The sequence below is a fragment of the Burkholderia torrens genome, from assembly GCF_984668525.1.
On record NZ_OZ480211.1, the window covers coordinates 1,618,541 to 1,643,318 of the forward strand.

Annotated in this window: 20 protein-coding genes; 13 read left to right on the top strand and 7 right to left on the bottom strand. The window is 64.4% G+C overall.

Annotated elements, in window-relative coordinates:
- Window positions 1-23 precede the first annotated feature (23 nt).
- The 3 genes from AC5LXX_RS07475 to AC5LXX_RS07485 all read right to left on the bottom strand — a co-directional run bounded on the left by AC5LXX_RS07475 (window position 24) and on the right by AC5LXX_RS07485 (window position 3,366).
- On the bottom strand, window positions 24-1,238 hold the full coding sequence (locus AC5LXX_RS07475) for an HlyD family secretion protein (RefSeq protein ID WP_124454831.1): 1,215 nt from the start codon (window positions 1,236-1,238) through the stop codon (window positions 24-26).
- Between the two features lie 52 nt (window positions 1,239-1,290).
- Window positions 1,291-2,787 (bottom strand): efflux transporter outer membrane subunit, encoded by a 1,497-nt coding sequence (locus AC5LXX_RS07480; protein ID WP_493410994.1) that lies wholly within the window; start codon window positions 2,785-2,787, stop codon window positions 1,291-1,293.
- An 87-nt stretch (window positions 2,788-2,874) separates the two neighbouring features.
- Window positions 2,875-3,366 carry a MarR family winged helix-turn-helix transcriptional regulator gene (locus AC5LXX_RS07485; RefSeq protein WP_124454835.1) on the bottom strand — a complete coding sequence of 164 codons (492 nt, stop codon included), beginning with the start codon at window positions 3,364-3,366 and terminating at the stop codon, window positions 2,875-2,877.
- Between the two features lie 327 nt (window positions 3,367-3,693).
- Here AC5LXX_RS07485 and typA point away from each other — a divergent pair, with 327 nt between their 5' ends.
- The 6 genes from typA (at window position 3,694) to AC5LXX_RS07515 (ending at window position 13,379) form a co-directional block, all read left to right on the top strand.
- A complete protein-coding gene (gene typA, locus AC5LXX_RS07490; RefSeq protein ID WP_493402931.1) occupies window positions 3,694-5,520 on the top strand; it encodes a translational GTPase TypA in 1,827 nt (608 codons plus the stop codon).
- A gap of 318 nt (window positions 5,521-5,838) precedes the next feature.
- Window positions 5,839-8,703 (top strand): 2-oxoglutarate dehydrogenase E1 component, encoded by a 2,865-nt coding sequence (locus AC5LXX_RS07495; RefSeq protein WP_124454839.1) that lies wholly within the window; start codon window positions 5,839-5,841, stop codon window positions 8,701-8,703.
- Window positions 8,704-8,838: 135 nt separating this feature from the next.
- A complete protein-coding gene (gene odhB, locus AC5LXX_RS07500; RefSeq protein WP_124454841.1) occupies window positions 8,839-10,116 on the top strand; it encodes a 2-oxoglutarate dehydrogenase complex dihydrolipoyllysine-residue succinyltransferase in 1,278 nt (425 codons plus the stop codon).
- 81 nt (window positions 10,117-10,197) lie between these two features.
- Window positions 10,198-11,628, top strand: a complete 1,431-nt coding sequence (gene lpdA / locus AC5LXX_RS07505; RefSeq protein ID WP_493410995.1) for a dihydrolipoyl dehydrogenase — start codon at window positions 10,198-10,200, stop codon at window positions 11,626-11,628.
- A gap of 98 nt (window positions 11,629-11,726) precedes the next feature.
- Window positions 11,727-12,824 (top strand): cell division protein ZapE, encoded by a 1,098-nt coding sequence (gene zapE, locus AC5LXX_RS07510; RefSeq protein ID WP_124454846.1) that lies wholly within the window; start codon window positions 11,727-11,729, stop codon window positions 12,822-12,824.
- A gap of 144 nt (window positions 12,825-12,968) precedes the next feature.
- Complete coding sequence (locus AC5LXX_RS07515; protein WP_493410996.1) at window positions 12,969-13,379, top strand: transposase; 411 nt, start codon at window positions 12,969-12,971, stop codon at window positions 13,377-13,379.
- A 100-nt stretch (window positions 13,380-13,479) separates the two neighbouring features.
- Here the strand turns inward: AC5LXX_RS07515 and AC5LXX_RS07520 are convergent, their stop codons facing one another.
- The 4 genes from AC5LXX_RS07520 to AC5LXX_RS07535 form a co-directional block, all read right to left on the bottom strand.
- The gene (locus AC5LXX_RS07520) at window positions 13,480-13,941 is read right to left on the bottom strand and encodes a DUF2147 domain-containing protein (protein WP_124454850.1); all 462 of its coding nucleotides are present in this window, start codon (window positions 13,939-13,941) and stop codon (window positions 13,480-13,482) included.
- A gap of 166 nt (window positions 13,942-14,107) precedes the next feature.
- Window positions 14,108-15,793 (bottom strand): ShlB/FhaC/HecB family hemolysin secretion/activation protein, encoded by a 1,686-nt coding sequence (locus AC5LXX_RS07525; protein ID WP_493410997.1) that lies wholly within the window; start codon window positions 15,791-15,793, stop codon window positions 14,108-14,110.
- A gap of 144 nt (window positions 15,794-15,937) precedes the next feature.
- Window positions 15,938-17,359 (bottom strand): collagen-like triple helix repeat-containing protein, encoded by a 1,422-nt coding sequence (locus AC5LXX_RS07530; protein WP_493410998.1) that lies wholly within the window; start codon window positions 17,357-17,359, stop codon window positions 15,938-15,940.
- Between the two features lie 40 nt (window positions 17,360-17,399).
- A complete protein-coding gene (locus tag AC5LXX_RS07535) occupies window positions 17,400-18,749 on the bottom strand; it encodes a collagen-like triple helix repeat-containing protein (protein WP_493410999.1) in 1,350 nt (449 codons plus the stop codon).
- On the opposite strand from AC5LXX_RS07535, the gene AC5LXX_RS07540 reads away from it, so the two are divergent.
- The 7 genes from AC5LXX_RS07540 (at window position 18,712) to AC5LXX_RS07570 (ending at window position 24,775) form a co-directional block, all read left to right on the top strand.
- Complete coding sequence (locus AC5LXX_RS07540) at window positions 18,712-19,071, top strand: hypothetical protein (RefSeq protein WP_493411138.1); 360 nt, start codon at window positions 18,712-18,714, stop codon at window positions 19,069-19,071. The genes AC5LXX_RS07535 and AC5LXX_RS07540 overlap by 38 nt on opposite strands.
- A 698-nt stretch (window positions 19,072-19,769) precedes the next feature.
- On the top strand, window positions 19,770-19,976 hold the full coding sequence (locus AC5LXX_RS07545) for a Flp family type IVb pilin (RefSeq protein ID WP_493411000.1): 207 nt from the start codon (window positions 19,770-19,772) through the stop codon (window positions 19,974-19,976).
- Between the two features lie 115 nt (window positions 19,977-20,091).
- Window positions 20,092-20,592, top strand: coding sequence for an A24 family peptidase (locus tag AC5LXX_RS07550; RefSeq protein WP_493411001.1), 501 nt, complete (start codon window positions 20,092-20,094; stop codon window positions 20,590-20,592).
- Entirely contained in the window at window positions 20,589-21,035 is a 447-nt protein-coding gene (locus AC5LXX_RS07555) for a TadE/TadG family type IV pilus assembly protein (RefSeq protein ID WP_493411002.1), read from the top strand. The genes AC5LXX_RS07550 and AC5LXX_RS07555 overlap by 4 nt, the downstream gene beginning before the upstream one ends.
- Window positions 21,036-21,122: 87 nt before the next feature.
- Window positions 21,123-22,046 (top strand): Flp pilus assembly protein CpaB, encoded by a 924-nt coding sequence (cpaB, locus tag AC5LXX_RS07560; protein ID WP_493411003.1) that lies wholly within the window; start codon window positions 21,123-21,125, stop codon window positions 22,044-22,046.
- A 65-nt stretch (window positions 22,047-22,111) separates the two neighbouring features.
- Entirely contained in the window at window positions 22,112-23,440 is a 1,329-nt protein-coding gene (locus tag AC5LXX_RS07565; RefSeq protein ID WP_493411004.1) for a type II and III secretion system protein family protein, read from the top strand.
- A 60-nt stretch (window positions 23,441-23,500) separates the two neighbouring features.
- A complete protein-coding gene (locus tag AC5LXX_RS07570) occupies window positions 23,501-24,775 on the top strand; it encodes a fimbrial protein (RefSeq protein WP_493411005.1) in 1,275 nt (424 codons plus the stop codon).
- Window positions 24,776-24,778: the final 3 nt, after the last annotated feature.

Below are 24,778 nucleotides of genomic sequence, written 5' to 3' on the forward strand. Positions count from 1 at the left end.
TTGTCTTTCCGGAGTCGGAACGATTACATCATTTTCGCGGCGCTGGTCGGCTTCGCCGCGACGGGGGCCGACGCGTTGCCGCCTGCGTTCTCGGCGATGATGCGCGCGATTTCGGCGTCGGCTTCGTCACCGTACTTCGCGAACACGTTGGTCTCGTAGACGGTGTTCGGCGCGTTGACGAGCTGGTCGCCGCGTTCGTCCTTGATGTCCACGTCGACCTGCATCGACAGGCCGATGCGCAGCGGATGCTTGTCGAGATCCTTCGGGTCGAGCTCGATCCGCACCGGCAGGCGCTGCACGACCTTGATCCAGTTGCCGGTCGCATTCTGCGCCGGCAGCAGCGAGAACGCCGAGCCCGTACCGGCCGAGAAACCGACGACCTTGCCGTGGTAGGTGACCGACGAGCCGTAGATGTCGGCCGTCATCTCGACCGGCTGGCCGATGCGCATGTGCTTCAGCTGGACTTCCTTGAAGTTCGCGTCGACCCACACGGCGTTCAGCGGCACCACCGACATCAGCGGCGTACCCGGCGACACGCGCTGGCCGACCTGCACCGAGCGCTTCGCGACATAGCCGGTGACCGGCGCCGGCAGCACGTTACGCGCATTCGCGAGGTACGCGTCGCGGACCTTCGCGGCGGCGGCCATCACGTTCGGGTGCGATGCGATCGTCGTGTTTGCGGTCAGCGCGCGATTCGACGCGAGCTGCTGCTGCGCGGCGTCGACCGATGCCTGCGCGGCCTTCACGGCGTCGCGTGCATGCGAGATTTCTTCCTGCGACACGGCGCCCGTCTGCGCGACGGCCACGCGGCGGCGCAGGTCGTCCTGGGCCTTCGACAGGTCGGACTGGCGCAGCGCGACCTGCGCGCGGTATTGATCGTCGTTGACGAACAGGCCGCGCACCTGGCGCACCGTCTGCGCGAGGTTGGCTTCCGCCTGCTGCAGCGCGACCTGCGAATCGGCCGGGTCGAGCACGACCAGCGGGTCGCCGGACTTGACCGTCTGCGTGTCGTCCGCCTTCACGGCGATCACGGTGCCGGTGACCTGCGGCGTGATCTGCACGACGTTGCCGTTCACATATGCATCGTCGGTGCCTTCATGGAAGCGGGCAACGAGGAAGTAATACAGGCCGTACGCGATGGCCGCGATCACGATGACCGCGACGAGCAGCGTCATCATTCGCTTGCGCTTGCCGTTGTTCTGCGGCTGCGCGCTGGCCGCGTTTTGTTGGTCGCTCATGGCGATTCTCTCCGTCCGTTATTTCGAGTGTCTGCGTAGTGGTGGCGCCGGATCAGTTGGCGGCCTGTTTTGTCGGCTTGGCTGCGTCGGGCGCGGCGAGCGGCGTACCGGTCGCATCGAACCCGCCGCCCAGCGCCTTGATCAGTGCGAGCTGCATGTCGCGACGGCGCATCTTCAGGTTGGTCACCGTCTGCTCGGAGGCGAGGCGGTTGCTGTCTGCGGTCAGCACCTGCAGTTGCGGCGACAGGCCGGCCTTGTAACGGATCACCGCGAGATCGTAGGCGCGCGTCGACGCGTCGAGTGCGTTCTGCGCATCGCCCATTTGGCGGTCGACCGCGCGGATCGATGCAACCTGCGTCGCGACGTCGTTCAGCGCGCTGATCAGCGTCTGGTTGTAGTTCGCCACCGACAGGTCGAAGTCCGCATAGCGGCCCTTCAGCTGCGCGCGCAGCGCGCCGGCATCGAAGATCGGCAGGTGGATCGCCGGGCCGAACTGGGCCTGGCGGCTCGCGAAGTTCAGGAATTTGCCCCAGCCGAACGCATCGAAACCGAAGCCGGCCGCGAGGTTCACGTCGGGGAAGAACTCGGCCTTCGCTTCCTTGACGTCGTGCATCGCGGCCTCGACCTGCCAGCGCGCGGCGACGATGTCGGGGCGGCGCGACACGAGATCGGCCGGCAGGTTGCCGGGCAGCGCGACTTCGGCGGTCGGGTTCATCACGGGTGCGGCGATCTGCAGCCCGCGATCTGGCCCCTTGCCGAGCAAAGCGGCGAGCTGGTAGCGCACCGTCGTGATCTGGCCGTCGAGGTCCGACAGCGAAGCCTGCGTCGTCGCGATGTTGCCGCGGGCCGTCTGGCGTTCGACGTTGGTATCGAGGCCGGCCGACACACGGCCGTCGGTGATCTTGCCGACCGTTTGGCGGTTGGTGATCTCGCGTTGCGCGATGTCGCGCAGCGCATAGAGTTGCGCGAGCGAGTTGTAGGTGCGTGCGACCGACGACGCGAGCGTGATGCGTGCCTGCTGCATGTCGGCTTCCGCGGACTTTTCCTGCGACACGGCGGTGTGCAGGCGTTCGCGGTTCTTGCCCCACAGGTCGAGTTCCCACGACGCGCTCGCGAGCGCGTTGTTCTCGCTGTACCACTGGCCGCCGTACGGGGGCGGGAACAGCGCGTTCGACGAGTACAGCTCGCGCGTCCATGAATAGCTGGCTTCGGCCTTCGGCATCAGGTTCGAACGCGACGACTCGATGTACGACGACGCCTTCGCAATGCGTGCCTGCGCCTGCGCGATCGACGGATTGCCCTGCAGCGCTTCGTCGATCAGTTTCGGCAGTTGCGGATCGCCGAACTGGTTGGCCCAGTCGAGCGCCGGCCACTGGCCGCCCTGAGCGGGGATGCTCTGGGCGGACTCGAATTGCGACGCGGGGGCGATCTGCTTGTCGCTCTTGATGCCGATGTAGTTTGCGCAGCCTGCCAGTGCGAATGCGGCGACCGCGGCGGCGACGGCAGCGCGGTACGACCCGCCGCGCACGGACAACGGGGAGGATTTCATCGCGCTGACCCCTGACTCGGAATGAATGATGGACACTGCAAGGATTTCCTTACATTAATCTGTCAAAAGTAATTGTTATGGCAACTATTACGCGATGCTACTGCCGGCCGTCTCGCAATAGTTGCTGAGAATGCGGCGCAGCATGCTCTTCAGGAACCCGACTTCTTCCGGCGTAAACCCGTCCAGCACCTGGTCGAGCACGCTGCGGAAAATGGGCGGCAGCCGTTCGGCGAGCGCGCGGCCTTCGTCGGTCAGCTCGAGGCGGACGACGCGACGATCTTCGATGCTGCGCACGCGGGACAGCAGGCCGCGTTTCTCGACCCGGTCGAGCAGGCGCGTGACCGCGCTCGCATCGATCCCGTATTCGCGCGCGAGCTCGGCGGCCGTCGAGCATTTGCCGACCGCGATCATGAACAGCATGCTCGCCTGCGTGCCCGTGATGCCGAGCTCTTCCTGCGTGCGTTGCGTGACGAGGTTGGTCATCACGGATTTCACGCGCGACATCAGATAGCCGACGCTGTCGTTCATCTGATACGTGGACAGCGGCGAAACGGGCGGTTGGGTAGAAGAATCCGACATAAAACCCTGAAGCTGCAATAGTTGACTAGGCAGCAGTATAGGCACAATTGCTTGCCGCGGCAAATGTTAATCGAACGGCAAAACGCGCGCTCTGTGCGGCGAAAATCCCTTATTTTGATAAGGTTTTTCGGCCGGCCGCGGTGGGGCGGACGAGGGTTGGCCGATTCGGGAGAGGGCGCTGCGCTGCCCGTTTTGCTGCGTTGCAACGCGAGGCTCAGCTATCGACACGCACACGTGCTATAATTTGTGGCTCTTCAAGCTGCAACGCGCGCGCCCCGTGAAAAACGAGCGCGCGCGTTTGCGCGTTCAAACGATTTCCAGGTTTCTATGACCCGCGCCCTTCGCAATATCGCCATCATCGCCCACGTCGACCACGGCAAGACCACGCTCGTCGACCAACTGCTCCGCCAGTCCGGCACCTTCCGCGACAACCAGCAGATTGCGGAGCGGGTGATGGATTCGAACGACATCGAAAAAGAGCGCGGGATCACGATTCTCGCGAAGAACTGCGCGGTCGAATACGAAGGCACGCACGTCAACATCGTCGACACGCCGGGGCACGCGGACTTCGGTGGTGAAGTCGAGCGCGTGCTGTCGATGGTCGACTCGGTGCTGCTGCTGGTCGACGCCGTCGAGGGCCCGATGCCGCAGACGCGCTTCGTCACGAAGAAGGCGCTGGCGCTCGGCTTGAAGCCGATCGTCGTCGTCAACAAGATCGACCGCCCGGGCGCGCGGATCGACTGGGTGATCAACCAGACCTTCGACCTGTTCGACAAGCTCGGCGCGACCGAAGAGCAGCTCGACTTCCCGATCGTCTATGCGTCGGGCCTGAACGGCTACGCGTCGCTCGACCCGGCTGCGCGCGACGGCGACATGCGCCCGCTGTTCGAGGCGATCCTCGAGCACGTGCCGGTTCGCCCGGCCGATCCGGAAGCGCCGCTGCAGCTCCAGATCACGTCGCTCGACTATTCGACGTACGTCGGCCGGATCGGCGTCGGCCGCATCACGCGCGGCCGCATCAAGCCGGGCCAGCCGGTCGTGATGCGCTTCGGCCCGGAAGGCGACGTGCTGAACCGCAAGATCAACCAGGTGCTGTCGTTCAAGGGTCTCGAGCGCGTGCAGGTCGAGTCGGCCGAAGCGGGCGACATCGTGCTGATCAACGGTATTGAAGACGTCGGCATCGGCGCGACGATCTGTGCGGTCGATACGCCGGAAGCGCTGCCGATGATCACCGTCGACGAGCCGACGCTGACGATGAACTTCCTCGTCAACTCGTCGCCGCTCGCAGGCCGCGAAGGCAAGTTCGTGACGAGCCGCCAGATCCGCGATCGTCTGATGAAGGAACTGAACCACAACGTCGCGCTGCGCGTGAAAGACACCGGCGACGAAACGGTGTTCGAAGTGTCGGGCCGCGGCGAACTGCACCTGACGATTCTCGTCGAGAACATGCGCCGCGAAGGCTACGAGCTGGCCGTGTCGCGTCCGCGCGTCGTGATGCAGGAAATCGACGGCGTGCGTCACGAGCCGTACGAACTGCTGACCGTCGACCTCGAAGACGAACACCAGGGCGGCGTGATGGAAGAGCTCGGTCGCCGCAAGGGCGAAATGCTCGACATGGCGTCGGACGGCCGCGGCCGCACGCGTCTGGAATACAAGATCTCGGCACGTGGCCTGATTGGCTTCCAGAGCGAATTCCTGACGCTCACGCGCGGCACGGGCTTGATGAGCCACATTTTCGATTCGTACGCGCCGGTCAAGGACGGTTCGGTCTTCGAGCGCCGCAACGGTGTGCTGATCTCGCAGGACGACGGCGCAGCGGTGGCCTACGCACTGTGGAAGCTGCAGGATCGCGGCCGCATGTTCGTGAAGCCGGGCGACGCGCTGTATGAGGGCATGATCATCGGCATCCACAGCCGCGACAACGACCTCGTCGTGAACCCGATCAAGGGCAAGCAGCTGACCAACGTGCGTGCGTCGGGTACCGACGAAGCCGTGCGTCTCGTGCCGCCGGTCCAGATGTCGCTGGAATACGCGGTCGAATTCATCGACGACGATGAACTCGTCGAAGTGACGCCGCAGTCGATCCGCCTGCGCAAGCGCTTCCTGAAGGAGCACGAGCGTCGCCGCGCGAGCCGCGAAGGTGCGGTCGACTAAGCATTTCGACCGTTCGCTGCGTCACGGAAAAGGCTGCCTTCGGGCAGCCTTTTCCGCATCTGCGCGAAGCGCAACCGGATTACCCGCAAAACACTGTTCCCGCGGGTCGTGGCAATCCGGCAAAACCCCGTCGCGCGGCGCTTTCAGGCACATTTCCCCGTGAACTCCGGTATCGGTTCTGTGATATGCTGCGCGCACGCAAGTTTTAGGTCCTTCCAAGCAAGACTTGATTCGCAATCCGCTAAACGGTCAGGCCGTGTCGCGGAAGGTTGAGTAACCCGCTATTTCTCGAGAAGCTCGAAGAAAGGTGAGCGTAAAATGTCAGATGTAATGAAGCAGTTTCAGCTGAACTCCTATCTGTTCGGCGGCAATGCTTCGTACGTTGAAGAACTGTACGATGCATATCTCAACAATCCGGCGTCGGTGCCGGAGAACTGGCGAGAGTATTTCGACGCGCTGCAGAACGTGCCTGCAACGGACGGCTCGAATGCCAATGACGTCGCTCATTTCCCGATCGTCGAATCGTTCGCCGAGCGCGCGAAGGCCAATGCCTTCATTCCGCGCGAAAGCACGAGCAACCTCGCGACCGCGCGCAAGCAGGTCCACGTCCAGTCGCTCATCAGCGCCTACCGCTTCCTCGGCTCGCAATGGGCCAATCTGGATCCGCTGAAGCGTCGCGAACGTCCCGCCATTCCCGAACTCGAACCCGCGTTCTACGACTTCTCCGAAGGCGACCTCGACCAGACGTACAGCGCAAGCAACCTGTACTTCGGTTTCGACCAGGCTTCGCTGCGTGACATCGTCAAGGGTCTGCGCGACACGTACTGCGGCACGATCGGCGCCGAGTACATGTACATCAGCGATCCGGAACAGAAGCGCTGGTGGCAGGAGCGCCTGGAGTCGACCCGTGCGACGCCGTCGTTCTCGATCGACAAGAAGAAGCACATCCTGAATCGCCTGACGGCAGCGGAAGGCCTCGAGCGCTATCTGCATACCAAGTACGTCGGCCAGAAGCGCTTCTCGCTCGAAGGCGGCGAAAGCTTCATCGCGGCGATGGACGAAGTCGTCCAGCACGCAGGCAAGAGCGGCGTGCAGGAAATCATCATCGGCATGGCCCACCGCGGCCGTCTGAACGTGCTGGTCAACACGCTGGGCAAGATGCCGGCCGACCTGTTCGCCGAATTCGAAGGCAAGCACGTCGACGACCTGCCGGCCGGTGACGTGAAGTACCACAAGGGCTTCTCGTCGGACGTGTCGACGGAAGGCGGCCCGGTCCACCTGTCGCTCGCGTTCAACCCGTCGCACCTCGAAATCGTGAACCCGGTGGTCGAAGGTTCCGCGAAGGCGCGGATGGACCGTCGCGGCGACGAAGACGGCCTGCAAGTGCTGCCGGTGCAGATCCACGGCGACGCGGCCTTCGCTGGCCAGGGCGTCGTGATGGAAACGCTGAACCTCGCGCAGACGCGCGGTTACGGCACGCACGGCACGCTGCACATCGTCATCAACAACCAGATCGGCTTCACGACGTCGGACCCGCGCGATGCGCGCTCGACGCTGTACTGTACCGACGTGGTCAAGATGATCGAAGCGCCGGTGCTGCACGTGAACGGCGATGATCCAGAAGCCGTCGTGCTCGCGATCCAGATCGCGATCGACTACCGGATGCAGTTCCACAAGGATGTCGTGATCGACATCGTCTGCTTCCGCAAGCTGGGTCACAACGAGCAGGACACGCCGGCCGTCACGCAGCCGCTGATGTACAAGAAGATCGCGCAGCACCCGGGTACCCGTGCGCTGTATGCCGAGAAACTCGTGCAGCAGGGCGTGATCACCGCGGAAGATGCCGACAACTACGTGAAGGCATACCGCAAGGCGATGGACGACGGTCACCACACGGTCGACCCGGTCCTGTCGAACTACAAGAGCAAGTACGCGGTCGACTGGGTTCCGTTCCTGAACCGCAAGTGGACGGACGCAGCCGACACGGCCGTGCCGCTCGCCGAACTGAAGCGCCTCGGTGAGCGCATCACGACGGTCCCGGAAAACTTCAAGGTCCACCCGCTCGTCGAGCGTGTGATCAACGACCGCCGCAACATGGCGCGTGGCGACCAGCCGCTCGACTGGGGCATGGGCGAACACCTCGCATTCGCGTCGCTCGTCGCATCGGGCTACTCGGTGCGCCTGACGGGCCAGGACTCGGGCCGCGGCACGTTCACGCACCGCCACGCGGTGCTGCACGACCAGAACCGCGAGCGCTGGAACGACGGTACGTACGTGCCGCTGCAGAACATCGCCGAAGGCCAGGCGAAGTTCACGGTGATCGACTCGGTGCTGTCGGAAGAAGCGGTGCTGGGCTTCGAATACGGTTACTCGACCGCCGAGCCGAACACGCTCGTGCTGTGGGAAGCGCAGTTCGGCGACTTCGTCAACGGCGCACAGGTCGTGATCGACCAGTTCATCTCGTCGGGCGAAGTGAAGTGGGGTCGCGTGTCGGGTCTCACGATGCTGCTGCCGCACGGCTACGAAGGGCAAGGTCCGGAGCACTCGTCGACGCGTATCGAGCGTTTCCTGCAGCTGTGTGCAGATCACAACATGCAGGTCGTTCAGCCGACGACGCCGGCGCAGATTTTCCACCTGCTGCGCCGCCAGATGATCCGCCTGTTCCGCAAGCCGCTGATCGTCGCCACGCCGAAGTCGCTGCTGCGTCACAAGGAAGCGGTGTCGGACCTGTCGGAACTGGCGAAGGGTTCGTTCCAGCCGGTGCTGGGCGAAACCGACGGCGGCATCGACGCGAAGAAGGTCAAGCGCGTGCTGGCCTGCTCGGGCCGCGTGTACTACGACCTCGTCGCGCATCGCCGCGAAGCGAAGGCGAACGACGTCGCGATCATCCGGATCGAGCAGCTGTATCCGTTCGCGCACAAGCAGTTCGAAGCCGAAATGAAGAAGTACGAGAACGCGACTGAAGTGGTCTGGGTGCAGGACGAGCCGCAGAACCAGGGCCCCTGGTTCTACGTCGAGCACCATCTGAAGGAAGGCATGAAGGAAGGGCAGAAGCTGGCATACAGCGGCCGTCCGGCTTCGGCCTCGCCGGCGGTTGGCTACTACGCGAAGCACTACGAGCAGCAGAAGGCCCTGATCGAAGGGGCATTCGGCCGCCTGAAGAGCGGATCGATCGCGAAATAACCGACGGAAGCGAAACGGGAAGGCGCGCGGCGCTTTCCCGTCTTCCTTGGCCTGCCGGGCGCGTGGCGCGCCGCATCGGCCGGAGGAATCGCACGAACCTCGTCATACCCCAGATTAAGCATCCAGGAAAATCACATGGCTATCGTAGAAGTCAAAGTCCCCCAGCTTTCGGAGTCGGTTTCGGAAGCGACCATGCTGCAGTGGAAGAAGAAGCCGGGCGAAGCAGTCGCGCAGGACGAAATCCTGATCGAACTCGAGACCGACAAGGTCGTGCTCGAAGTGCCGGCACCGGCAGCGGGCGTGCTCGCGCAAGTGCTGCAGAACGACGGTGACACGGTGGTTGCCGATCAGTTGATCGCGACGATCGACACCGAAGCAAAGGCAGGTGCTGCCGAAGCAGCGGCAGGTGCCGCCGAAGTCAAGCCGGCAGCAGCGCCTGCTGCAGCCGCACCGGCCGCACAGCCGGCCGCCGCAACGGCATCGAGCTCGGCCGCCGCATCGCCGGCCGCAGCGAAGCTGCTGGCGGAGAAGGGCCTGTCGACGGGCGACGTCGCAGGTTCGGGCCGCGACGGCCGCGTCACGAAGGGCGACGCGCTGGCCGCAGGCAGCGCACCGAAGGCTGCTCCGGCCGCCGCACCGGCGAAGACCGCTGCTGCGAAGCCGGCGCTGCCGGAAGTGAAGGTGCCGGCGTCGGCAGCGACGTGGCTGAACGACCGTCCGGAACAGCGCGTGCCGATGTCGCGCCTGCGTGCGCGTATCGCCGAGCGTCTGCTCGAATCGCAGCAGACCAATGCGATCCTGACGACGTTCAACGAAGTGAACATGGCTCCGGTCATGGAACTGCGCAACAAGTACAAGGACAAGTTCGAGAAGGAACACGGCGTGAAGCTCGGCTTCATGTCGTTCTTCGTGAAGGCGGCCGTGCACGCGCTGAAGAAGTTCCCGCTCGTGAACGCGTCGATCGACGGTAACGACATCGTCTACCACGGCTACTTCGACATCGGTATCGCTGTCGGCTCGCCGCGCGGCCTCGTCGTGCCGATCCTGCGCAACGCGGATCAGCTGAGCCTCGCCGAGATCGAGAAGAAGATCGCCGAATTCGGCCAGAAGGCGAAGGACGGCAAGCTGTCGATCGAGGAAATGACGGGCGGTACGTTCTCGATCTCGAACGGCGGCGTGTTCGGTTCGATGCTGTCGACCCCGATCATCAACCCGCCGCAGTCGGCCATCCTCGGCGTGCACGCGACGAAGGAACGTCCGGTCGTCGAGAACGGCCAGATCGTGATCCGTCCGATCAACTACCTCGCGCTGTCGTACGACCACCGCATCATCGACGGCCGCGAAGCCGTGCTGTCGCTTGTCGCGATGAAGGATGCGCTGGAAGATCCGGCCCGCCTGCTGCTCGACCTGTAAGCCGAGTTTCACTGCATCGACCCGCTCCGCGGGTTCGCGTACACGCGCGAACCCGCGGGCGTACAAGTAGAAAGGATTGTCATGTCCAAGGAATTTGACGTCGTCGTGATCGGCGCCGGCCCCGGCGGCTACATCGCCGCGATTCGCGCCGCGCAGCTCGGCAAGACCGTTGCCTGTATCGAGAAGTGGAAGAACCCGGCCGGCGCGCTGAAGCTCGGCGGCACCTGCCTGAACGTCGGCTGCATCCCGTCGAAGGCGCTGCTCGCATCGTCGGAAGAGTTCGAGAACACGTCGCATCACCTGGCCGACCACGGCATCACGGTCGATGGCGTGAAGATCGACGTCGCGAAGATGCTCGGCCGCAAGGATGCGATCGTCGAGAAGATGACGAGCGGGATCGAGTTCCTGTTCAAGAAGAACAAGATCACCTGGCTGAAGGGCCATGGCAAGTTCGCCGGCAAGACGGACGCCGGCGTGCAGATCGAAGTGAGCGGCGAGGGTGAAACCGAAGTCGTCACCGCGAAGAACGTGATCATCGCGACGGGCTCGAAGGCGCGTCACCTGCCGGGCATCCCGGTCGACAACAAGATCGTGTCGGACAACGAAGGTGCGCTGACGTTCGACTCGGTGCCCAAGAAGCTCGCCGTGATCGGCGCAGGCGTGATCGGCCTCGAGCTCGGCTCGGTATGGCGCCGCCTGGGTGCCGAAGTGACGGTGCTCGAAGCGCTGCCGGCATTCCTCGGCGCAGCCGACGAAGCGCTCGCGAAGGAAGCGGCCAAGCTGTTCAAGAAGCAGGGCCTCGACATCCATCTCGGCGTGAAGATCGGTGAAGTGAAGGCGACGGAGAACGGTGTGTCGATCGCCTACACGGACAAGGACGGCAACGCGCAGACGCTCGACGCCGACCGCCTGATCGTGTCGGTCGGCCGCGTGCCGAACACCGACAACCTCGGCCTCGAGGCCATCGGCCTGAAGGCGAACGAGCGTGGCTTCATCGACGTGGACGACCACTGCCGTACGGCGGTGCCGAACGTGTACGCGATCGGCGACGTGGTGCGCGGCCCGATGCTCGCGCACAAGGCGGAAGACGAAGGCGTGCTGGTCGCGGAAGTGATCGACGGCCAGAAGCCGCACATCGACTACAACTGCATTCCGTGGGTGATCTACACGTACCCGGAAATCGCATGGGTCGGCAAGACGGAGCAGCAGCTGAAGGCGGAAGGCCGCGAGATCAAGTCGGGCAAGTTCCCGTTCTCGATCAACGGCCGCGCGCTCGGCATGAACGCGCCGGACGGCTTCGTGAAGATGATCGCGGATGCGAAGACCGACGAACTGCTCGGCGTGCACGTGATCGCCGCGAATGCGTCGGACCTGATCGCGGAAGCCGTGGTGGCGATGGAATTCAAGGCGGCGTCGGAAGACATCGCCCGCATCTGCCATCCGCACCCGTCGATGTCGGAAGTGATGCGCGAAGCGGCGCTCGCCGTCGACAAGCGCTCGCTGAACAGCTGAGCACGGCGTAGCGCCTGCCGGCCGCCGGCCGGCGCAGCCGTCTCTTGACGAAGGCGGGCGGGGTTTCCCGCTCGCCTTCGTTCTTTCCGGTTTGCCCGATGAACGTCACCGAATACTACACGCGCGAGCTGACCACGCGCGGCTATCAGTCCGATCCCGCCCAGCGCGCGGCCGTCGATCGCCTGCAGCGCTGCTTCGACGAGTGGGTCGAGTACAAGGCGCGTCGCTCGAACGCGTTCAAGAAGCTCATCAATCATCCGGACCTCCCGCGCGGCGTCTACATGTGGGGCGGCGTCGGCCGCGGCAAGAGCTTCCTGATGGACAGCTTCTATGCGGTCGTGCCCGTGCAGCGCAAGACGCGCCTGCATTTCCACGAATTCATGCGCGAAGTGCATCGCGAGCTCGAGGAACTGAAAGGGCAGGCCGATCCGCTCGATGAGCTCGCGCGGCGCATCGCGAAGCGCTACCGGCTGATCTGCTTCGACGAATTCCACGTGTCGGACATTGCGGACGCGATGATCCTGTACCGTCTGCTCGACCGCCTCTTCAACAACGGCGTGCAGTTCGTGATGACGTCCAATTACGATCCCGACGACCTGTATCCGGACGGCCTGCATCGCGACCGCATGCTGCCGGCGATCGCGCTGATCAAGGACAAGCTCGACGTGCTGAACGTCGACGCAGGGGTCGATTATCGCCAGCGCACGCTCGCGCAGGTGAAGATGTATCACACGCCGCTCGGCGCGGACGCCGATCGCGAACTGCGCCATGCGTTCGGCAAGCTCGCGGCGGTACCCGATGAAAGCCCGATCCTGCATATCGAGAAGCGCGAACTGAAGGCGCTGCGCAAGGCGGACGGTGTCGTCTGGTTCGACTTCGCGACGCTGTGCGGCGGCCCGCGATCGCAGAACGACTATCTGGAACTGGCGAGCCGTTTCCATGCGATCGTGCTGTCCGAGGTGCCGCAGATGTCGCCGCGGATGGCGTCCGAGGCGCGTCGCTTCACGTGGCTCATCGACGTGCTGTACGACCACAAGGTCAAGCTGCTGATGTCCGCGGCGGTGCCGGCGGAGCAGTTGTACGTCGAAGGCCCGATGGCCAACGAATTTGCGCGCACGGTGTCGCGAATCGTCGAGATGCAGTCGAAGGAGTATCTCGAGACGCCGCGTCGCATCGTCGATACGTCGCTGACCTGATTGCGCTGTCCGGTAATTGACGGGATTCAAACGTCAATTCCGGTCAAATTCATGCAATCTCGGGGTATTTTCGGATTTGTCTTATATTCATCGTTGAGGTGAGCCGATATCGTTGTGTCATGGTTACCAAGGCTGGAGATGTCCATGACACCGTATCGCGATCTGACCGACCACGAGTGGCGCTGTGTTGCGCCGCTTCTGCCCGAAATGCAGCCGCGCACCGAGTTGCGCGGCCGTCCGCTAGCCAATACGCGGGCCGTCCTGAACGGCGTGCTCTGGGTGATCTACAGTGGCGCAACGTGGTCCGCCATGCCGCGCCGTTACCCGTCGTATCAGACATGCCATCGCCGCTTCAAGGTCTGGCACGAGACGGGCACGCTGTTGAGCGTGATGCGTGAACTCTATGGCGATTCGGGCGTGGATCTGTGCAACGAATTGTCCGCGCGAATGCGCAAGCATACGCAATCGAAGGCGGCGGAGGCACGTAGCAACGCGGTACCCGCGTATCGCACACCGGGCGGCTATGCGCCCGACTCGCTGAAGCGTGCGGCGTGATGCCAGTCGGCTTCTGTTGCGCCCGCATCCAAAGAAAATCGGCCTGACGACTTCGTCGCAGGCCGATTTTTCATTGAGCCGCGCGTCTTCGCGCGCTGTGTTATTGCTGGCGAATCCAGGTCTGCGACCGGCCGAGCAGCGATACGCCGATGTAACCGCGCACCACGAGTTTCTGGCCGCCGTCTTCAAGCGTCATCTTGCACTTGTAGACCTTGCCGTTCTCCGGGTCGAGAATGTTGCCGCCGTCCCAGTGGTCGCCTTCCTTCTTCATTGCCTTGATGATCGTCATGCCCTTGATGAGCTGATCCTTGCGCTCGTCCGTGCAGGCGGTGCAGCGGCGATCGGGCGTATCGTTCGCGCCGAGGCCCTTGACGACCTTGCCCGTCAGTGCACCGTCGCCGTCCTCGGCGATCTGCACGAGTGCCTTCGGTTGATGGGTGTTGTCATCGATCGTCTGCCACATGCCGACGGGATTGTCGGCTTGTGCGAACGTGGGGGCTGCACAGGCGAGCAGTGCACCGGCAACGGCGATTGCACGCAACGGGCGGGTCAGTTGAATCATTGTCATCCTCCTTGTTTTGCATGTCGTGTTCGATTCGCCCGCACGCCCGTCTGCATGGGGCGGGCATGTTGCGAGCTTCGCCAGAATACGTGAAACCGCGCGCCACGTTTGATAGAGGGGACTCTAATCGAAACAGCCCGCGTGACGCGGGCTGTTTGGTGTCCGATCAGTTCAGCTGATACGAGAATGCGGCGTTGATGCGCGGGCTGCGCGACGCGCTTTCGACGGGCGCGTCGCCGATCGGCTTCGCAACGTTCAGGTCGAGGCTGTAGAAGCGGCTGTCGGACAACCGCACACCGATGCCGACCGACGACATGCGGTTCGGCGACGGCGTGCCTGAGTGCAGATACACGCGCGCCATGTCGTAGGCCACGTACGGCGTGATCGATTTCAGATACGTCCAGCCCGGCGTGAAGCCGCGGTTGACCTCCAGCGACATCGCCCAGCCCGAGTCGCCCGACGCTTCGCCAGGCTGATAGCCGAGCGCGTAGCGCGTCGAGCCGAACGAGATCTGTTCGGACGTCGGCAGCGAGTCGGGACTGTATTGGCCGGTCAGCGAAACCGACGTGCCGATCCGGAACGGCCATTCGTTGGTTTGCGTGACAGTCGCGCCGGTACGAACGAAGGTCAGCGAAATCGGATCCGCATACGTGACACCCACGCCGTTAACCAGGCCGGTCTGCGATTTCGATGCGCCGAGGACGTCGAACGCCTTGGCCACGTTGATGCTCAGTTTTCGCACCTGTTTCGGTTCGACACTGGTGTAGTCGAGTTGCAGTTGCAGCACGCGAACTTGAGACCGGTTGTCGAGCGTATTGCCGTTGACCTGGCTTTGGTAGCGATCTTCGTTGTGCGATGCGTAACCCGACACGGTGCCGAGCAGGCTGCGCTGGTTGTTCAGCAGAATCGGATAGGATGCCGAAAGACCCAGTTTCTCGTTCTTCACGGTGCGCTCGACGGTCGACGGCAGCCCCGGGTTGTCGGTCGGCTTGCCGCGATACGTACTTGCGTCGAGGCGCGTGATCAGGCCGCTGCTGCCGACGGGTACCGCGCCGCTGAACGCGAAGTAGGTCTGTTTGTCACGTCCGGGCGGCGCGAGCGCCGAGATGCTCAATTGCTCGCCAAACCGCGTCAGGCCGTTTTCGGTCGCGGTGATGAGGCCCTGGACACCGGGGTGGTTGAAGTCGATACCGGTGCCGATGTTGAACGGCTTGCGGTCGACCGCGAGTTCGAGCGTCGTGGCGCCATCGGTGGTTTGCGGCGGCGGGACATTCGCCTTCACCGTGAGGCCGGGCAGCAGGCCGAACGTGTTCACGTAGCGTTCGAACGTCGCGCGGCGCAGCGGGCGATCGTCCGTGATGTGGGCAGCGATCGCGCGGATCTTCGGTTCCATCGCACCGGGCTTGCCGGTGATCTTGACGTCCGACACATAACCTTCGACTACCGTGATGCGCACGACGCCATTCTCGAACGTCTGCGCGGGGACGAACGCGAACGACAGCGCGTAGCCGCGTTCCTGGTACAGCTTCGTCACGCCGTTGGCGGTTTCGATCAGGTCGCCGATCGTGATGTCCTTGCCGACGAGCGGGGTGAAGCGACGCGAGATTTCCTCGAACGGCACCGACTTCACGCCTTCGACCTGAAACGTCGACGGCGTCAGGTGTCGCGACAGCAACTCCTGCAGTTGCGGCGCTTGCGGGGCGACCTGCACGGTCACGTTCGGGCCGGTCTTCGGTGCGTTGATCTGGGGAAGGGAGTCGAGCGGGTTACCGCCGACGCGCGATTGTGCATGTGCCGTGCCTGCTGCCGCGATGGCGAGCAGCATCATCCATCTGTCGAGTCTGGATTTCATTGTTCTTCCTCGTAGGCCTTGCTTTTCGTCTTCTTTGTAATGCCGGCGCGCGACACCAGGGTGTCGCGCGCCGCGTGCCGCCATGCCGGTTGTGTTTGTACGGCCGCGCCATTCGCTCCGGCTGCGATGGTGCGACCGTCCTCCTTACTTGCCAACGCTGCCCAGCGTGCCCAGCAACCCCGTTACCGGTGCCAGCAGGCCCGTCGAGCCGCTACCCGACGATGCCGTGCCCGTGACACCGCCGACCAGCGACGTGACCGGCGCGAGCGGGCTCGCGCCTCCCGATCCTGCTGCACCGCCCACTGCTCCGGTGACAGTATTCAGCAAACCGGTGACGGGCGCGAGAGGGTTTGCACTGCCTGCGCCGCCTGTCGCGCCACCGAGCGTGCCGGTGACCGTCGACACGAGATTCGTGACGGGGGCGAGCGGACCGCCGCTGCCGCCTGCCGCGCCACCGAGTGCGCCGGTGACCGTCGACACGAGGCCCGTGACCGGAGCGAGCGGGCCGCTGCCCGCGCCGCCCGTTGCGCCGCCGAGTGCGCCCGTGAGCGAGCCGAGCGGCGTCGAGCCGAGACCCGACAGCAGGCCGCCGAGCGGGTTCGTCGAGCTGGAACCCGACGACGTGCCGCCCTGGACGGTCGCCGTCGAGCCGCCGACGAGGCTCGTGATCAGGCCGGGGATCGGTGCCGCGCCGTTCGGGCCGTTCGGGTTGACGAGGCCGCCTGCGTTGGTCACGGTGTTGCCGACCGCGGTCACGAGCTGACCGACGTCGCCGACGAGCGGCTGGCTCGACGTGCCCGCGACCTGCTTGCCCGCCGAGCTGATCGCACCGCCGATCTGGCCGAGCAGGCCGGATACGGGTTGACCGAGGCCGGTCGTCGTGCCGACCTGTTGCGTGACCTGACCGGCCGTGATCACGAGCGGCGTGATCGCCGAGCTGATCGGTTGCGTGACCTGCTGGACCGCGCCCGACGACAGCGTCGAGCCGATCGTCGTGCCGGCGGCCGTCAGGCCGTTGGCGACCGTGTCGAGCACGGTGCCGACCGGCGTCGTGACCGGCGCGAGCGGTGCGAGCGGGCCTGTGCCGAGCGCCTTCACCGTCGAGCTCAGGCCGGACACCGTGTTGCTCGTCGCGCCGACGACATTGCCGAGACCGGCCACCGTCGTGCCGACCGGATCCTTCGTCGAGCCGATCTGTCCCAGCCCGTTGCTCACGGCATCGGCGGCCGCGCCGACGATCGTGCCGGTGCTGGAGAGCGTGCTGCCGACGCCCTTCGTCACACCGTCGCCGAGGCCCGGCAGGCTGATGTTGCCGACCGTGCTGCCGAGGTCCGTGGCCGTCTGGCCAACCGTGCTGACGACACCCTTGGTGCCGGTCGACGTGCCGCTGGTGCCGCTCGTGCTGGGCGTGCCGCTCGTGCTTGGATTGTTGTTGCTGCTGCTGGACGGCGTCGCGCTGACACCACCGCCGCCGCAGGCGGCCAGCAGGCAGGCTGCGGCGAAGGCGGTGAGGGGCACGCGCCACTGGCGCAGGGTGACGGTCGTGATGGAACGTTGCTGGGACATGATGGACTCCTCGCTGTCTTTTCGATGAATGGATGCCGGATTACTTGCCGTGCGTGCCGCCGAGCAGGCCGCCGATCAGCGACGTGACCGGCGCGAGCGGGTTCGACGACGAGCCCGAGTTCGTGACGGCGCCCGTGCCGCCGGTCAGTGCCGGTGCGCCGACCGTGCTGGTGACCGTCGAGACGGCGTTCGTCACGGGAGCGAGCGGGCTGCTGCCGCCTGCGCCGCCCGTCACGCCGCCGAGGGCACCCGTGACTGCGCCGAGGAGACCCGTGACCGGTGCGAGCGGGCTGCCGCTCGTTCCGCCGGTTGCGCCGCCGAGTGCGCCGGTGACCGTCGAGACGAGCCCGGTAACCGGAGCGAGCGGGCTGCCGCTGCCGCCTGCTGCGCCACCGAGTGCGCCGGTAACCGTCGAGACGAGGCCGGTGACCGGAGCGAGCGGGCTGCCGCTGCCGCCTGCTGCGCCACCGAGTGCGCCGGTGACCGTCGAGACGAGGCCGGTGACCGGTGCGAGCGGGCCGCTGCTGCCGCCTGCTGCGCCGCCGAGTGCACCGGTGACCGTGGAGACGAGGCCGGTGACCGGAGCGAGCGGGCCGCTGCCGCCACCCGTTGCGCCGCCGAGTGCTCCAGTAACCGTGGAGACGAGGCCGGTGAGCGGTGCGAGCGGATTGGTCACGCCGCCGGTGCCGCCGGTGAGCAGGCCGCCGACGGCCTTCACGGTGTTGCCCGTGGCCGAGACGGTGTTGCCGAGGCCCGTCGTGACAGGGTTGCCGCCTGTCGACGCGAGCAGCGCGCCGGCCTGGTTCAGCCCGTTGCCGACCGTGCCGAGCAGCGTGTTGACGGGGGCGCCGAGGCCAGTCGCCGTACCGATCGTCTGGGTCGTCTGGCCGACCATCGTCGTGATCGGCGTGATGGCCGAGCTGACCGTCTGCGTGACTTGCTGGATCGGGCCGGTCGACAGTGCATTGCCGAGGGTCGTGCCGCCGTTCGATACGGCGCCGCCGAGCGTCGACACGAGGCCGCCGACGGCCCCCGTGACCGGTGCGAGCGGCGACAGCGGGCCGCTACCGAGGCTCGTGACCAGCGCGCCAGTCTGCGTGACTGCGCCGCCGAGCTGGTTGACTACGCCGCCCGTGCTGGCGAGCGTGGTGCCGACCGGATCCTTCGTTGCGCCGAGCTGGCCGAGACCGTTGCCGAGGCCGTTGCCGAGTGCGGTCACTGCGCCGCCGACGCTTTGCACGATGCCGCCCGCGGCTTGCGTCGTGGCAGGATTGACGCCCGGCAGCGTTTGGCTGCCGAGGGCGGAGCCGAGGTTGGAGACGGCGCCGCCGGCAGTCGTGACGATATTGCTGGTGCTTGCGAGGACAGTTCCCACCGGGTTCGCCGACACACCGGAGGTGCCGGACGTACCGCTCGTGCCCGAGGTTCCGCTGGTACCGGACGTGCCGCTCGTGCCCGACGTGCCGCTGGTGCCGGACGTGCCGCTCGTGCCCGAGCTGCCGCTGGTACCGGACGTGCCGCTCGTGCCCGAGCTGCCGCTGGTGCCGGACGTACCGCTCGTACCCGAGGTGCCGCTCGTACCGGAAGTGCCGCCGCCCGAGCTCGAGCCGCCGCCGAGGCCGTGGCTGATGGAACCGGAGCCGCCGCACGCGGAGAGGGAGAGCATGGCTGCAACGGTGGCCGCGATCAGAGTCGTCCGGAACACGCCATGAGGGATAACCTTAATGTCCATTTCTTCCTCGCATTAAAAATGTGTTGTGAACTGCGTTGTGTTGAGTGGTGCGAGGACTACTCTGCAACTGTCGTGCCATTTCGACGCCCGACAGTTCGACAACCGGTTTTAAACGAGGCAATTCCTTGTCGGGAAAGGAAGTGGTGGAAATTGAAAGATTGTTGAATCTGTTTAAGCGCTGGCGAATGAGAACGATTTCGGCCGTTTCGTAACGTAACGTCACAACATTGGCGTTACGCGTGCGGCGTAACGTGGGCGGAGAGCCGGCTTGGTGGACAAGGCAATTGTTTTACTGGTGGATTAGGTGTGCACATCTAACCTATCGTAAATCCTATGTGTAAGTCGTACCGAAACGCCGTACAAATACGTTGTGCTCCTGAAGACTTTTTTTCCGACGGAGTCGTTAAAAGAGGTTGGAAACTAAATCGGTTCGGATATAGAATCGGGAGCAGATGTAAGGAAATGTACGGTTCGGTACACAACGTTCGAGGAGGGTCACTATCGCGAATGTTAACTTGCATCAAATCGTGAGCAATGCCCTTCGGGGCGACCTATAAAGAAAGCGCACCCGGTTGTCGCTGCAGCAGATGTGGCGAACGGCGCGGGGCAACGGCCAGATATGCGGGGACGTATACGTATAAAAGGCCAAAGATCGTAAATACAGGCACGAGGAATAAAATGAAAGCATTGATGATTCGCTTCCTTCGGGAAGAAGACGGGGTTACCGCGATCGAGTATGGGCTGATTGCGGGTCTGATTGCTATCGCGATCCTGGCTGGTGCTTCTTCGATCGGCACTAATCTGGGCAATATGTTCACCAACCTCGGGACATGTCTCACGACCCCGGCGGGCGCGAACTGCTCGGCTGCCAAAATCTTTTCGTAACCTACCTGACGTTAATTTGTACGGCCTCGAAACATGAGGCCGGCTTAGTGTTGTTGCAGGGGAATTGCCCTTTGGCAGTTCCCCTGCGGCGACATTCGTTGCGGGTTGTGGTGCGATGGCATATTTCATTTTCAGCGGGGTGTTTCTGGTCTGGGCTGCGTTCGTCGCAACCAGCGACATCCGTTTTCGACGCGTTTCGAATTCGCTCGTCCTGACGGGGTTGGCCTGTGGCTTGGGTGGAGCGTATTTGAACGCCAGTCCGTTTGGCACTCTCCCGAAGCAGGCGATGATCGGTCTGCTGGTCGGATTGGCCGCCTTTTTTCCGTTTTTTCTGTTACGCATTATGGGCGCGGCGGACGTCAAGATATTTGCCGTGATCGGCGTGTGGTGCGGCCCGAATGCGCTGCTATGGGTCTGGATCGTCGGAAGCCTTGTCGCCGGAATTCATGCCCTCGCACTGATGCTGCTGTCGCGCACATCGATCGGCGCATTGTGGCGCCGGGACACGCCGGCGATGGCGCTCGGAAGCTACCGGGCAACACCCTATGTGGCCTGCCTCTCGGCGCCGGCCGCTGCATGGGTCGTCTTTCTTGTTGCAACGGGGGCTGTGCGATGAAACGACAGAAACAGTCGCATGGGCAGCGACGGCAGCGTGGCGCGACGGCTGTCGAGTTTGCGATCGTGTTCCCGCTGCTGTTCGTGGTTTTCTACGGCATCGTCAGTTTCGGGATGATTTTCACGATCCAGCAGAGCCTGACGTTTGCTGCCAGCGAGGGCGCACGGGCCGGATTGAGCTATGCCCCAAGTCTTGCTGCACGCATTACGAACGCGACGACGACCGCACAGAGCGTCGTGGGCTGGCTGAATGTCGGCACGCCGCAGGTCGCGGCGCCTCAGTGCAGTTATGACAAGTCGACTCCGCCGTCGTTGTACTGCTTGTCGGTCACGGTGAATTACAGCCCCGATAGCTGGATGACCAGCATGCCATTCCTGGGAAGCATATTGACTCAACCGTTGACGAGTACGGCGGTCGTTCAGATTCCGCAATCGCTCCTTTGACGTAAGCATCGTGACGCGGCAGATGAGCGAACGCGTGAATCGGGCAAGAAATTTATCGGACTTTTATTCCGGCACGCACATAACAACATGGCCAACAACTTAACGAAAATCATTGCAGGGCTGCTGATTGCGATCGCCGTATTGCTTGGAATTTACGCGTGGATGCTCGGACGCAGTACGCCGAACCCCGGGCTGGCCCAGCAAACCGTCGTGGCAAGTCCGGTTCCGGTAGTGGTTGCGACTCGTGTGCTGCCTGCCGGGCAGCCGATCACTGCGGATGCGCTGAAGATTCGGCCTACTGCGCCGGCGCCGGCAGGATCATTTGCAGATCCGTCCCTACTCATTGGCCGGGTGCCGGCTGCGGACATCCCGGCATCGTCGCCGGTCGTAATGGGTGCGTTGGTGTCGGGGCTCGCCGAGGATGTGCAGCCGGGCGAGCGTGCGGTCGCCGTGCGTGTCGATGAAACCAATGCTGTTGGCAACCGCCTGCGGCCCGGCAATTTCGTCGACGTGTTCCTGAACCTGAAACGCGAGGGCGGCGGCACGATGCTCGACGGCGAAGTTTCGCAGACGCAGGCGCGGCTTCTGTTATCGAAGGTGCGCGTGCTGTCGTTTGGTGATGCGACACCCGAGCGCGACAGCGGCAACAACAACGCCAGTAATGGTCAAGCATCCGGTACCCGCATCGCGGTCCTCGCGGTGCCGACCGCGCAGGTCGACGCGCTGACGCTCGGCGAAGCGAGCGGCCGTCTGACATTCGCGTTGCGTAACCCGCGCGACGACGAGCTTGCGACTCAAACGGTTGCAGTACGTACGGACAACAAACTGTCGCCGTCGGCACTCGCTGCGGCGGGCGTCTCGCTGCAACAGTTGTCGGGTACACCGAAAACACCGGTGGCCAACGTGAACGTGCCGCCGTTGCCGTCGCGTCTGCCGCCTGCGATTCAGCGGGGGGGAGGTAGCGGCATCGAAGTGATCCGTGGCGGCCGGTCGGAAACGGTTGCCTATTGAACGACATCGACGGCCATCGATACCAGCGACGACAAGCATAGGGCCGCGTGACGGTCTACCAAACAATGAAAAACTCACTGATTGCATTCGTGATTGCTATCTGCACCATGACTTTCGCATCGTTCGCGAGCGCGGCCGGCACGATCGAGCTCGCGGTCGGCGCACAGCGGCAGATTTCGGCGGGCCGCACGCTGCAACGTGTCGCGGTCGGCGATCCGGCGATCGCCGACGTGCTGATCATGAAGGGCAGCCGTTCCGGTTCAGTGCTGTTGACCGCAAAGGCGCCCGGCGCGACAAACGTGATGCTGTGGGAGCGTGGTCACGACGAACCGACGGTCTGGAGCGTCGAGGTCGTCGACGCGGCTGCGCAAGCGGTGCTCGACGGTTCCACGCCGCGCGTGAATGCATACGGTGGCACCGCAGTGCTGCAGGGTTCGTCGGCGTCGCTCGATTCGCATGCGCGTGCGGCTGCGGTCGGCAAGAACATGAGCGGGAAGGGCACCGTGATTGATCGATCGACGGTCGCGGGCAAGAGCGTCGTGCAGGTCGACGTACGGGTCGTCGAATTCAGCCGCTCGGTGCTCAAGCAGGTCGGGTTCAATTTCTTTAAGCAGAGCAACGGCTTTTCGTTCGGATCGTTCTCGCCCGGCGGTGTGCAATCGTATAACGGTGGGTCCCCCGGCACGGCAGGATACATTCCGACGCTCGGCTCGCCCGTTTCGTCCGCATTCAATCTGGTCGTGAATGCAGCGGGTCGCGGGATCTTCGCCGACCTGTCGTTGCTCGAGGCGAACAATCTTGCCCGAGTGCTCGCGGAGCCGACGCTCGTCGCGCTGTCCGGACAGAGCGCCAGTTTCCTCGCGGGCGGCGAGATTCCTGTTCCGTCTCCGCAAGGGCTCGGTTCGACCGCGATCCAGTGGAAGCAATACGGCGTCGGACTCTCGTTGACGCCGACGGTGCTGAGCCCGCAGCGGATCGCGCTGAAGGTTGCGCCCGAGTCCAGCCAGCTCGATTTCGTGAACAGTGTGACGATCAGCGGTGTCGCTGTGCCGGGCATCACGACCCGCCGGGCGGATACGACGGTCGAGCTTGGCGATGGCGAGAGTTTCGTGATCGGCGGCCTGATCGATCGCCAGACGATGTCGAACGTGAGCAAGGTGCCGTTGCTCGGCGATCTGCCGATCATCGGGACATTCTTCAAGAACATGAACTATCAGCAGAACGACAAAGAGCTGCTGATCATCGTCACACCGCATCTCGTCGCACCGATCGCGAAGGGCGCGGTGCTGCCTGCGACGCCGGGTGAGCTGTCCGAACAGCGCAACGGGCCGGTCTGGCAGTCGTATCTGGGTGGCGCCGCATCGCCGGACGCGGCACCGGGATTTTCGAAATGAGTGCGAAGCATCGCGCGTTGCGATGCTTCGGCACGCCATGCGTAATCGGGGGTGTTCGACATGAACGCGCGAATCCAATCATTGTGTGAACCCGCCGTGACCGATTATTTCGTTTGCGCATCGCAACAGGAAGCGCATGTCCGCTGGCTGGCCGATACGCTGGTGTCGGCCGGCGCGGTCGAGGCTGCGTCGCTCGAGCCGGGGGTACTGGCACAGCGCATCACCGGCCTCAATCCGGCGCTCGTCTTCATCGACTTCTCGGATGGCAGCCCGGCCGCGAGCGTTGCCGCCGCAGCGGTTCGCGCGACGCACCCGGGGCTGCCGATCGTCGCGCTCGGTTCGCTCGCGCATCCGGAGAGCACGCTTGCCGCACTGCGCGCCGGCGTGCGTGATTTCATCGACGTGTCGGCTCCGGCGGAGGAGGCGCTGCGTACGACGCGCGGGCTGCTGGCGAACGTCGGCGAGCCGGCGAGCCGCCACGGCAAGGTCGTCGCACTGCTTGGCGCACGCGCCGGCATGGGCGTCAGCACGCTCGCGGCGAATCTCGCCGTTTGGCTGCAGAAGCGCGCGTCGAGCGCGGGGGCGGGCGGCGTGCCGAACGGCGGCACCCCCGCAGGTCGCCAGACCGCACTCGTCGACCTGGGGCTGCCGGCAGGCGACGGCGCGCTGTTCCTGAATACCCGCTGCGAATTCCATTTCATCGATGCGGTTCACAACCTGCGCCGCATCGACCGGACCTTCGTGAATACCGCGTTGACGCGGCACGAGAGCGGTGTCGCGTTGACGACGCTGCCGGCCGATCTCGGCGCATTGCGCGACGTGTCGTACGCGTCGTGCGCCGGTTTGTTGAACCGCTTCCGCGCATTCTTCGATCAGCAGATCGTCGATCTCGGCGGTTTTTCGAATCGCGAGTTCGTCGCGCAGATCACGAGCTCGGCCGACGAAGCGTGGCTCGTCTGCGATCAGGGCGTTGCGTCGATCGTGTCGGCAGCAGATCTGCTGACCGGGTTGCGCGACGCAGGTGTCGAGACCGATCGCGTGCGGCTCGTCGTCAACCAGTACGACCCCGCACTCGACCTGACGCCCGCGCAGATCGCCGAGCGTCTCGGGCTGTCGCTGGTCGGCACGTTGCCGTCGCGACGCGTCGCGATCGGCCATGCCGCGAACCAGGGCCGGCTCATCGTCGACATGGCGGAGCGCGACCCGTACGTACGCGCGCTCGAGTCGCTTGCCACGCGGCTGCCGGGCGTATCGGTCAGATCGGCCGTACCGCGTCCGGCATCCGGCCTGTCCGCGCTGAAGCGCTTCATTCAACCCTCGTCCAAGCGGTCGTAAGCG